The sequence below is a fragment of the Actinacidiphila rubida genome, assembly GCF_900110255.1.
Classification (GTDB): Bacteria; Actinomycetota; Actinomycetes; order Streptomycetales; family Streptomycetaceae; genus Actinacidiphila; species Actinacidiphila rubida.
In genome coordinates, this window is sequence record NZ_FODD01000005.1 from 87,995 (window position 1) to 99,143 (window position 11,149).

Genomic DNA, 11,149 nt, shown 5'->3' on the forward strand with positions numbered 1-11,149 from the left:
CCCGCGGCGACGATTCGCCGTGGGGGCTCTCCTGGATGTGCGCGGGCTGCGCCGCGGCGGCCGTCAGCCGCCCGTCGGGCCCTTCGTGTGCCGTGTCGGCTGGCCGCCCGGTGTGGTGGCGGTGTCCGTCGGCGTCGGCGGGGTGGTGGTGGAGTTGCAGCTGGGATCCCACGGGAAGCACTGCTTGGTCGGCGTGCCCGTGGGGGTCGGGCCGGTCGGCGGCGTCCACGACGGGCTGGTCGGCGGCGTCGTCATGGGCGTGGTGGTGGGCGCGGTGGCCGTCGGCGTCGTGTCGGTCGGCGTGGGCGTCGGGCTCTTGACGTTGCCCCAGACCACCTGGCCGACGTCACCGGACGGCTGCTGGAACTGCGCCTGCGGCTGCCCGTTCAGCGCCGTCGTCATGTAGTCCTTCCAGATCTGCGCGGGGAAGGAGTTACCGTGGATCTTCGCCGCGCCACCCGTTCCGTACATCTTCAGGAACGGGTTGTTGAGGACCTTGCCGGCCTTGTCGGTGTGCGTCTGGTCGTCGCGCCGGAACATCACGATCGACGTGGACAGCTGCGGGGTGTAGCCGTCGAACCAGGCCGACTTGTTGTCGTCGGTGGTACCGGTCTTGCCGGCCGCCGGCCGCCCGTCGGGCAGCTGGGCCGTGGTACCGGTGCCCTTCTTGATCACGTCGGTGAGCATCCCGGTGATCGTGTCCGCGACGTTGGCGTCGAAGGCGGGGTTGGACTTCAGCTCGTGGTGGTAGATCACCTGTCCCTCGTGCACCACCTTCGTCACCGAGTACGGGTCGTTCTGCACCCCGTGGTTGTCGAAGGTCGAGTACGCACCGGCCATCCGGATCGCGCTGGGCGAGGAGGTGCCGATGGAGTACGTGACACTGTTCTGGTAGTCGTTCAGCGCGTTCTGGCTGCTGGCGACCAGGCCGGCCGCGAGGGCGGCGTCGTGGACCTTGTCGGTGCCGACGTCCACGCCGAGCTGGACGAACGGGGCGTTGAGCGACTTGTCGAGCGCCGTCCGGAGGGTGACCTTGGGGAGGTTGTCCCCGTCGTCGTTCGGCTGGTACCACGGCTGGCCGTCGTTGTTGTACCACGGCTTGCCGTTGTAGTCCATGATCTGCTGCTTGTTCTTACCGCTGAACCAGCTGTCCGGCGACACCTTCTGCCGGCTGTCGTCACTCTGCACCCGCCCGAGCTTGGGGTCGCGGATGCCGTGGGTCATCGCCGCGGCCAGTACGAACGGCTTGAACGTCGACCCGACCTGAGCGCCCGTCTCGTCGGCGTTGTTCGTGAAGTGCTTGGTGTAGTCGGTGCCACCGTAGACGGCCTCGATGGCTCCGTCCTTGGGATTGACCGAGGCCCCACCGAACTGGACGAACTTGTCCATGTCCTCGCCGTTGGAGACGTGCTTGCCTCCCGGCTTGATGTACTGCTTCTGCACCTTCTTCACCGCGGCTTCCAGGGCGTTCACCTTGGACTTCTGGAAGGTGGTGTAGATCTGGTAGCCGCCCTTGGCCAGCTGGTCCTGCGTCAGGGTGCCCTTGTTGATCACGGAGTGCTGGGCCAGGTCCACCAGGTAGCCGATCTGCCCGGCCATCTGCGCGTTCTTCTTCGGCGCCTCCGGCATGGGGTACTTGGTGAACTTCGCGCGCTCGGCCGCCGTCATCCGGCCGTCCTTGACCTCCTGGTCGAGGATCCAGCTCCAGCGCTCCGAGGAGTTCTTCAGGTTGTTCGCCGCGGTCGCGCTCGGGTCGATGCTCGGGTTGCCGGCCGGGTCGAAGTACGTCGGGCCCTTGAGCAGGGCGGCGAGGACGGCGCACTGGCTGGCGTTCAGCTTCACGGCGTCGACGCCGTAGTACGTGCGGGCCGCGGCCTGGATGCCGTAGGCGCCGCGGCCGAAGTACGAGGTGTTCAGGTAGCCGGCCATGATGTCGGACTTCTTCATGGTCGCGCCGACCTTTATGGAGATGAACAGCTCCTTGAACTTGCGGCTGAACGTCTGCTGCTGGTCGAGCCGCGTGTTCTTCACGTACTGCTGGGTGATCGTCGAACCGCCCTGGGTCTCACCGCCGCGCGCCATGTTGTAGAAGGCGCGGGTGATGCCCATCGGGTCGACACCCTTGTCCGTCCAGAAGGTCTTGTTCTCCGCCGAGACGACGGCGTTCTGCATGCCCTTGGGGATCTCGTCGATCGTGATGATCTGCCGGTTGACGCTGTTCTCGCCACCGGTGGCGATCATCTGCGAGCCGTCCGCCCAGTAGTAGACGTTGTTCTGGGCGGTCGCCGCGAGGTTGACGTTGGGGACGCTGACCGTCGCGTAGGCGACGCCGACCACTCCGATGAGGGCACCGAAGAAGCCGACGCACACCGCCGTCACCTGCCGCCACGAGGGGACCCAGTGGCGCCAGCCCTCCTTGCCGAAGCGGGGGTAGTCGATGAAGCGCTTCTTCCCCGGACGGGCGGGTCCGCGCCCGCCGCGCCCGGCCGGGCCCCGGGAGCCCGGACCTCCCGGACCTCCCGAACCTCCGGCGGCGCGACGGCCCCCGCCGCGGCCCTGTGCCGCTCGGCGGGCGGCGGCGCGGCCCTGATAGGGCTCGCCGGCCGGCCTCGGGGGGCCGACGGGTCCGCTGGGTGAGCCGGTGGGGGTACCGCTCGGTGACCCGAGTGGGGAGCCTCCCGCCGCCCGTCGGCCGGCGGGGGGAGGGGGCGTCGGCTGCTGTCCCCCGCGCCGGGCGGCAGCGCGGCCGCTCGGCGGCGGCGTCTGCGGCAACTTGCGACGGTGCTCGCTCATGAACAGCTACTCCTCGACAGGCGGGATCGCCTGAAGGCTTCGGTGACAGTCGATCGGGTCCCCCTGGGTGCGACCGTGTCAAGTCGCACCGCACCAAGGTTCAGGACGCTTCCTGACGTCCAGAGGTTCCCGGCGCTACGCATGGCGAACAGAGTACGCAGCCGCAAAAGACACACGATCCCCCGATCCTGAACATATCGGGCGTGCGATGGCTCACAGACTGGACGATGTGACGCCGGTCACCCATCCGCGCCTTGCGAGATGTGTCGGGCCGTTCTATCGTCACGATGTATCGACTCGATACATCGAGTCGAGACGGTCTGGAAACACCATGCTGAACACGCTGGCCGGGCCGGGACGAGCGCCCGCAGGTCGCTCGCTACGCGAACGAGGAGACGATGGGAACGCCGCATTGAGCAAGCGCTCCGGAATCCTCGAGTTCGCGGTACTCGGCCTGCTGCGCGAGTCCCCGATGCACGGCTACGAGCTGCGCAAGCGGCTCAACACCTCACTCGGGGTGTTCCGCGCCTTCAGCTACGGGACGTTGTACCCGTGCCTGAAGACGCTGGTCACCCAGGGGTGGCTGGTCGAGGAGACGGCCGCGGACGCTGATCCGCTCGCCGCCCCCCTGGCCGGCCGCCGGGCGAAGATCGTCTACCGGCTGACGGCCGCGGGCAAGGAGCACTTCGAAGAGCTCCTGGCCCACTCCGGCCCCGACGCCTGGGAGGACGAGCACTTCGCCGCTCGTTTTGCCTTCTTCGGCCAGACGTCGAAGGACGTCAGGATGCGCGTCCTCGAAGGGCGGCGCAGCCGCCTGGAGGAGCGCCTGGAGAAGATGCGCGCCTCACTGGCTCGCACCCGTGAGCGGCTCGACGACTACACGCTCGAGCTGCAGCGGCACGGCATGGAATCGGTGGAGCGCGAGGTCCGCTGGCTCAACGAGCTGATCGAGACCGAACGGGCCGGGCGCGGCGAGCGCCTGGCCACCGGGCGGGACGACAACGACAACAACCAAGAGAACGGCGGCCGACCCGGGGACCGGGGAACCGCGTGACGATTTCACAAGGAGCAACCGGTATGGGTTCGGTTCGCGTAGCCATCGTTGGCGTCGGCAACTGTGCCACGTCGCTGGTGCAGGGTGTCGAGTACTACAAGGACGCCGACCCGGACAGCAGGGTGCCTGGTCTCATGCACGTGCAGTTCGGCGAATACCACGTGCGTGACGTCGAGTTCGTGGCCGCCTTCGATGTCGACGCGAAGAAGGTCGGTCTCGACCTCGCGGACGCCATCGGCGCCAGCGAGAACAACACCATCAAGATCGCCGACGTGCCGCAGACCGGCGTGACCGTCCAGCGCGGCCACACCCTCGACGGCCTCGGCAAGTACTACCGCGAGACCATCGAGGAGTCCTCCGAGACCCCGGTCGACGTGGTCCAGGTGCTGAAGGACCGCGCGGTCGACGTCCTCGTCTGCTACCTGCCGGTCGGCTCCGAGGCCGCGGCGAAGTTCTACGCCCAGTGCGCCATCGACGCCAAGGTCGCGTTCGTCAACGCCCTCCCGGTCTTCATCGCCGGCACCAAGGAGTGGGCGGACAAGTTCACCGAGGCCGGTGTCCCGATCGTCGGCGACGACATCAAGTCCCAGGTCGGCGCCACCATCACGCACCGCGTGCTGGCCAAGCTGTTCGAGGACCGCGGTGTCATCCTCGAGCGCACCATGCAGCTGAACGTCGGCGGCAACATGGACTTCAAGAACATGCTCGAGCGCGAGCGCCTGGAGTCCAAGAAGATCTCCAAGACGCAGGCCGTCACCTCGCAGATCCCCGACCGCGACCTGGGCGCCAAGAACGTCCACATCGGCCCGTCCGACTACGTGGCGTGGCTCGACGACCGCAAGTGGGCGTACGTCCGCCTCGAGGGCCGCGCGTTCGGCGACGTCCCGCTGAACCTGGAGTACAAGCTGGAGGTCTGGGACTCCCCGAACTCCGCGGGTGTCATCATCGACGCGCTGCGCGCGGCGAAGATCGCCAAGGACCGCGGCATCGGCGGCCCGATCCTGTCGGCGTCCTCGTACTTCATGAAGTCCCCGCCGGTGCAGTACTTCGACGACCAGGCCCGCGAGGCCGTCGAGAAGTTCATCAGCGGCGAGGTCGAGCGCTGAACCGGACGGTGAACCGGCCCGGTCAGGGCCGCTGAACCGTCCGCTGATCATCCCTCCGCCTGCCGGCCGACGGCGGACGGAGACCACGGCGAGGCCCCGGGTCGTGCACCCGGGGCCTCGCCGTCATGTGAGGGTGGGTCCATGCATGTTGTGCGCGACCTGCGCGTGCTGCTGCGGCTGCCGGACTTCCGGCGGCTGCTCACGGTGCGCCTGCTGTCCCAACTCTCCGACGGCGTCTTCCAGGTCGCGCTCGCCTCGTACGTCGTCTTCTCCCCGGAGAAGCAGACGTCGCCCGGTTCGGTGGCCGCCGTCCTGGGCGTGCTCCTGCTGCCCTACTCGCTCCTCGGGCCCTTCACCGGTGTCTTCCTCGACCGCTGGCGGCGCCGCCAGGTCCTGCTCTGGTGCAACCTCCTGCGGGCCCCCCTGTCCTGCGGCACCGCGGCGCTGATCCTGCTGCACGTGCCGGACTGGCTGTTCTATCTGTCCGCGCTGTCGGTCACCGCGATCAACCGCTTCGTGCTGTCCGGCCTGTCGGCCTCGCTGCCCCGCGTCGTGGACACGCGGCAACTGGTCACCGCCAACTCCCTCTCGCCCACGGCCGGCACGCTCGCCGCGGCGGCAGGAGGCGGCGCGGCCTTCGTCGTCCATCTCTTCCTGTCCGCGGGCGCGGGTGCCGACGCGGCCACCGTCTCGCTGGCCGCCCTCCTCTACGCCTGCGCCGGCCTGTCCGCGCTGGCGCTCGGCAGCGACGCGCTGGGACCCGACACCGCCGAACGCGTCCCGCGGCTCACGGCCGCCGTCGCCTCCACCGGCCGCGGACTCCTCGACGGGCTGCGGCACCTCGGCGAACGACGGGCCGCCCGCCGCGCGCTGGTCGCGATGACGGCCATGCGGTTCTGCTACGGCGCGCTCACGGTCATGCTGCTCATGCTGTGCCGCTACGCCTGGGCCGACCCCGCGGACAGCGACCACGGGCTGGCGCTGCTGGGGTTGGCCGTCGGCCTGTCCGCCGCGGGGTTCTTCCTGGCGGCCGTCGTCACGCCCTGGGCCACCGGACGTCTCGGCGTCGCGGGGTGGATCACGGCGTGCTCCGCCGCCTCCGCGCTGGTCCTGCCGCCGCTGGGCCTGCCTTTCGAGGCGGGCCCGATGATGCTCGCCGCCTTCGCCCTCGGCATCACCACGCAGGGCGCGAAAATCGCCACCGACACCGTGGTGCAGACCCATGTCGAGGATCGATACCGGGGCCGTGTCTTCTCCCTCTACGATGTCGCCTTCAACGTGGCCTTCGTCGGCGCGGCAGCGGTCTGCGCCCTGCTTCTGCCCTCGGACGGCCGCTCATCCGCAGTGATCATCGCGCTGTCGCTGGTCTACGCAGTGGTGGCAGCAGCCATGACCCGCGTGAGCCAGGCGGCGCCGGACACGTCAGAGACCGGCGTACGTCCGTAACGCCGGTGCTCGTAGGGGGACTTCGTGGCAACCCTGCACGTTCTGCGGGGGCTACCCCGCGGTGCGGGCGACCGTGCGCGGACACCAGGGCTTCCTCGTCATGATGCGGTTCCTGAAGCTCCCGGGGAACTTCTGCCGCACCTGCGGGATCGCCACCCACCGCGACATGACCACCAAGACCCTCTACCAGGGCTGGTGGGGCATCGGCTCGTTCATCGTGACGCCCATCACCGTCGTGATGAACCTCATCACGCGGGGGAAGTTCACCAAGCTCCCCGTTCCCTCCGGAAGCGTCCGGCCGCCCCGGGATCCGGGTAAGCCGATCTTCCTGCGGGCCGGCGCCCTCGGTGCCGCCATCCCGCTCGCGGTGATCGTGGTGTTCGTCGTCGCCGCCTCCCTCCCGGACCACAGCGCCGGCGCCGCGTCACCAGGGGACTGCGTAAACGTCACCGGCACCGCCTCCAACCCGGACGTGAAGATGGTGGACTGCTCGTCGTCCGACGCCTGATTCACCGTGGCGAAGAAGGTCAGCGGCAGCCACGACGGGGACGCGTGCGACAAGAGCTACGCCGAGTACGACGAGACCGGGCCCGACAACTTCGCCCTCTGTCTCACACCGCGACGCTGAGCCCGTTCCGGCTCCGCGCCGCCACCGGCGACCGATGTTCCACGTGAAACATCGGCGTCGATGTTCCACGTGGAACATCGGTCATGCGCGGAGACGGAAGAAGCCGGGGCGATGTTCCACGTGGAACATCGCCCCGGCTTTGCGTGGGGAGCAGGCTACTGCTGGGCGGCCCACCACTCCTTGAGGGCGGTGACGGCCGCCTCCTCGCCGAGCGGGCCGTGCTCCAGCCGCAGCTCCAGCAGGTGCTGGTAGGCCTTGCCGACCATCGGTCCGGGCTTGAGCTCCAGGATGGTCATGATCTGGTTGCCGTCCAGATCCGGGCGGATGGAGTCCAGCTCCTCCTGTTCCTGGAGCTCGGAGATCCGCGCTTCCAGGCTGTCGTAGGTGCGGGACAGCGCCGCCGCCTTGCGCTTGTTGCGGGTCGTGCAGTCCGAGCGGGTCAGCTTGTGCAGCCGGTCCAGCAGCGGTCCGGCGTCGCGCACGTAGCGCCGTACCGCGGAGTCGGTCCATTCCCCGCCGCCGTAACCGTGGAACCGCAGGTGCAGCTCCACCAGCCGGGACACGTCCTTGATCATGTCGTTGGGGTACTTCAGCTGGGTCATCCGGCTCTTGACCAGCTTGGCGCCCACGACCTCGTGGTGGTGGAAGGAGACCCGGCCGTCGGACTCGAACCGCCGCGTCTTCGGCTTGCCGATGTCGTGCAGCAGCGCGGACAGCCGCAGCACCAGGTCCGGTCCGTCCGCCTCCAGGTCGATCGCCTGCTCCAGCACGGTCAGGCTGTGCTCGTAGACGTCCTTGTGCCGGAAGTGCTCGTCGCGTTCCAGGCGCAGCGCGGACAGCTCAGGCAGCACGCGGTCGGCCAGCCCGGTGTCGACCAGCAGCCGCAGGCCCTTGCGCGGGTGCTCCGACAGCAGCAGCTTGTTCAGTTCGTCCCGCACGCGCTCGGCGGACACGATCTCGATGCGGTCGGCCATCGCGGTCATGGCCGCCACGACCTCCGGCGCGACCTCGAAGTCGAGCTGCGCGGCGAAGCGGGCGGCCCGCAGCATCCGCAGCGGGTCGTCGGAGAAGGACGACTCCGGAGTGCCGGGCGTACGCAGCACGCGGGCCGCCAGGTCGTCCAGGCCGCCGTGCGGGTCGACGAAGTGGGTCTCCGGCAGGGCGACCGCCATCGCGTTCACCGTGAAGTCCCGGCGGACCAGGTCCTCGTCGATGGTGTCGCCGTAGGAGACCTCGGGCTTGCGGGACGTGCGGTCGTAGGCCTCGGAACGGTAGGTGGTGACCTCCACCTGGTAGCCGTCCTTCATCCCCCCGACCGTGCCGAAGGCGATCCCGACCTCCCAGACCGCGTCCGCCCACGGCCGGAGAATCGTCAGCACGTCATCCGGGCGGGCATCTGTGGTGAAATCGAGGTCGTTGCCGAGCCGCCCGAGCAACGTGTCCCTGACCGAGCCCCCGACGAGGGCGAGCTTGAAGCCGGCGTCTTGGAAGCGCCGGCCGAGGTCCTCGGCCACGGGTGCGATCGTGTGGCGGGCCTGCGGGGTCTGGGCGGCATTAGTGGCATTCGGCACAACGTCAAAGGGTACGGGTCCAGGCCGGTCCCCGGCGCCCCGGTTTGCGCCGAGCCCCGGCCAAACCGGGCTCCCGGATGATGGACTCCGCAGCACTCGGGCACAGCGGATCTCGTTAACATGCCAGCACGCACTTCCGATGAACCACCGACTACCGACGACGACGAGGGACGGCGACACGCGTGGGCGAGGCGGCACAGGCACCCCGGACGGCTCCGCCGGCGCGCCGCCGGCGGTGGCTCCGGGCGACGGCGGCCGTGGCCGGCGCCACACTCCTGGCGGGCCTGCTCCAGGGCGTCCTCGCCACCGGCTCCCAGGCCGACGCTCGGGCGAAGGCGCCCATAGGCTCGCGGACCGCCGTGCTGTCCATCGACAGCCTCACCCCGCGGGTGCCCACCAAGGACGCCACCGTGACCGTGTCCGGCACGATCCAGAACGACGGGAAGTCCGCGATCACCGACGCCGACATCGGCGTCCGGATCGGCCCAGGAGGCCCCCTGCAGTCCCGCAGCGCCATGAAGAGCGCCGCCAACCGCGTCGGGTTCACCTCGCAGGCCGACGGCTCGGACATCCTTGGTGACGCCGTCCACGTGCCGACCATCCCCGCGGGCGGCAGCGCCGCCTACACCATCAAGGTCCCCGTGAGCGCCCTGGGCCTCACGGCCACCGGCGTGTACCAGCTGGGGGTCACCCTGCAGGGCCAGGACACCGGGGAGCCCTGGTCGCACGTCCTGGGCATCAAGCGCACGTTCCTGCCCTGGTACGCCGACGGTGAGGCCGCCAAGGCCACCGAGATGACCTACCTGTGGCCGCTGACCGACCGGTCGCACATCTCGGCTCGCGGTGACACCGACACCGCCCAGAGCCCGATCTTCCTCGACGACGACCTCGCCCAGGAGCTCGCACCCGGCGGCCGCCTGGACCAGATGGTGCAGCTGGCCAAGCAGCTGCCGGTGACCTGGGTCATCGACCCCGACCTGCTGGCGACCGTCGAGGCGATGCTCAAGAGCTACCGGGTCGCGGGTCCGGACGGAGACGTGGCCCACACCACGCCCGGCACCGGCTCCGCCGTCGCCCGGCAGTGGCTCAACTCACTGAAGTCCGCGGTGGGCGGTGCCCAGGTCATGGCGCTGCCCTTCGGCGACACCGACCTCGCCTCGATCGCCCACCACGGCAAGTCCGTGCAGGGGAGCGTCAGCCACGTCAAGGACGCCGTGTCCCTGGGCAAGAACACCGTGGACACCATCCTGGGCGTCCAGTCCTCGGCGAACGTCGCCTGGCCGGTGCAGGGCGCGATCGACCCGTCGATCGTCTCGGTGGCCCGCAGCGGCGGCATGAACCGGATCATCGCCCGCAGCGACACCTTCCCGGAGAACGACCTGTCGTACACGCCGACCGCGGCCCGGCCGCTGGACGGCGGGATGACCGGCGTGGTGACCGACGCCTCGCTGTCCACCGCGTTCTCCGGCGACATGCTCCACGAGGAGAACGCCAACCTGTCGGTGCAGAGCTTCGTCGCGCAGACCCTGCTGATCACCATGCAGGCGCCCGACAAGCAGCGCTCCCTCGTGGTGGCGCCGCAGCGGATCCCCACCGTCTCGCAGGCGCAGGCGCTGGCCGAGGCGATCGCCACGACCGACGCCAGCCCGTGGACGCAGTCGGTGGATCTCGACATCGCGTTGGCCGCCCACCCGGACGCGCACGCCTCCCACCGCGTCCCGCCGTCGAGCGCCTACCCGTCCTCGCTGCGCAAGCAGGAGCTGTCCACCAACGCGTTCCAGCAGATCCACGAGACGCAGATCCACCTCAACGAGTTCGTGGTCATTCTCACGGTCAAGGACCGGGTGACCGTGCCGTTCGGCAACGCGGTGCTGCGGTCGATGTCGACGGAGTGGCGCGGTGACGCGGACGGCGCCGCCGACTTCCGCGACGCGATCGGCGCCTATCTGTACGACCTCATCAACGCGGTCCACATCCTCGACAAGACCACGCTGACGCTTTCGGGCCGCAGCGGCACGATCCCGGTCACGGTGAAGAACGACCTCGGCCAGCCCATCACCGGGCTCGTGCTGCGGCTCACCTCGGGCACCAACATCCGGCTGGAGATCCGCAACCCGAATCAGCCGATCACCATCGACGGCGGCCACACCCGTACCCTGAAGTTCCAGACCAAGGCCAACGGCAACGGCACCGTCAGGATCACCGCCCACCTGTACACGCAGAACGGCGGCCTGTACGGCGGCATCGTGCGGTTCGATGTGAAGATCACCAAGGTCACCGACCTGGTGATGCTGATCATCGGTGCCGGACTGCTGCTTCTGGTGCTCGCCGGCGTCCGGATCTACCGTCAACGTAAGCGGCAGGCGGCCGGCGGCGGCGGGGACGGTGGCTCCGGAGGCGACGGCACGAACGACGGCACCGGCGGGGACGACGGCAGCGGAGGCCGGCCCGAGGACGGCAATCCAGGGCAGCCGGGTGACGCTGCCAGGGACACCGGCCTGGACACCCCGGAGCCGTCGCCGGCAGGTGAGAAGGTGGACGGATAGACAGC

The 11,149-nt window shown here is 69.4% G+C and carries 6 protein-coding genes and 1 pseudogene; 5 read left to right on the plus strand and 2 right to left on the minus strand.

Going from position 1 to position 11,149, the window contains the following annotated elements:
* Positions 1-63: 63 nt before the first annotated feature.
* On the minus strand, positions 64-2,370 hold the full coding sequence (locus BMW99_RS06425) for a transglycosylase domain-containing protein (RefSeq protein ID WP_245791238.1): 2,307 nt from the start codon (positions 2,368-2,370) through the stop codon (positions 64-66).
* Between the two features lie 835 nt (positions 2,371-3,205).
* Here BMW99_RS06425 and BMW99_RS06430 point away from each other — a divergent pair.
* From BMW99_RS06430 to BMW99_RS43320, 4 genes and pseudogenes are all read left to right on the plus strand, one after another.
* Positions 3,206-3,847 (plus strand): PadR family transcriptional regulator, encoded by a 642-nt coding sequence (locus BMW99_RS06430; protein ID WP_069465914.1) that lies wholly within the window; start codon positions 3,206-3,208, stop codon positions 3,845-3,847.
* A gap of 23 nt (positions 3,848-3,870) precedes the next feature.
* On the plus strand, positions 3,871-4,953 hold the full coding sequence (locus tag BMW99_RS06435) for an inositol-3-phosphate synthase (RefSeq protein WP_069465915.1): 1,083 nt from the start codon (positions 3,871-3,873) through the stop codon (positions 4,951-4,953).
* Positions 4,954-5,094: 141 nt separating this feature from the next.
* Positions 5,095-6,399, plus strand: a complete 1,305-nt coding sequence (locus BMW99_RS06440; RefSeq protein WP_069465916.1) for an MFS transporter — start codon at positions 5,095-5,097, stop codon at positions 6,397-6,399.
* Between the two features lie 238 nt (positions 6,400-6,637).
* Positions 6,638-7,027: pseudogene (locus BMW99_RS43320) on the plus strand (LppU/SCO3897 family protein).
* Between the two features lie 155 nt (positions 7,028-7,182).
* Here BMW99_RS43320 and BMW99_RS06450 read toward each other — a convergent pair.
* Complete coding sequence (locus BMW99_RS06450; protein WP_075016393.1) at positions 7,183-8,598, minus strand: CCA tRNA nucleotidyltransferase; 1,416 nt, start codon at positions 8,596-8,598, stop codon at positions 7,183-7,185.
* Between the two features lie 257 nt (positions 8,599-8,855).
* Between BMW99_RS06450 and BMW99_RS06455 the strand changes: the two genes are divergently transcribed.
* Positions 8,856-11,144 (plus strand): DUF6049 family protein, encoded by a 2,289-nt coding sequence (locus BMW99_RS06455; RefSeq protein ID WP_245791240.1) that lies wholly within the window; start codon positions 8,856-8,858, stop codon positions 11,142-11,144.
* Positions 11,145-11,149: the final 5 nt, after the last annotated feature.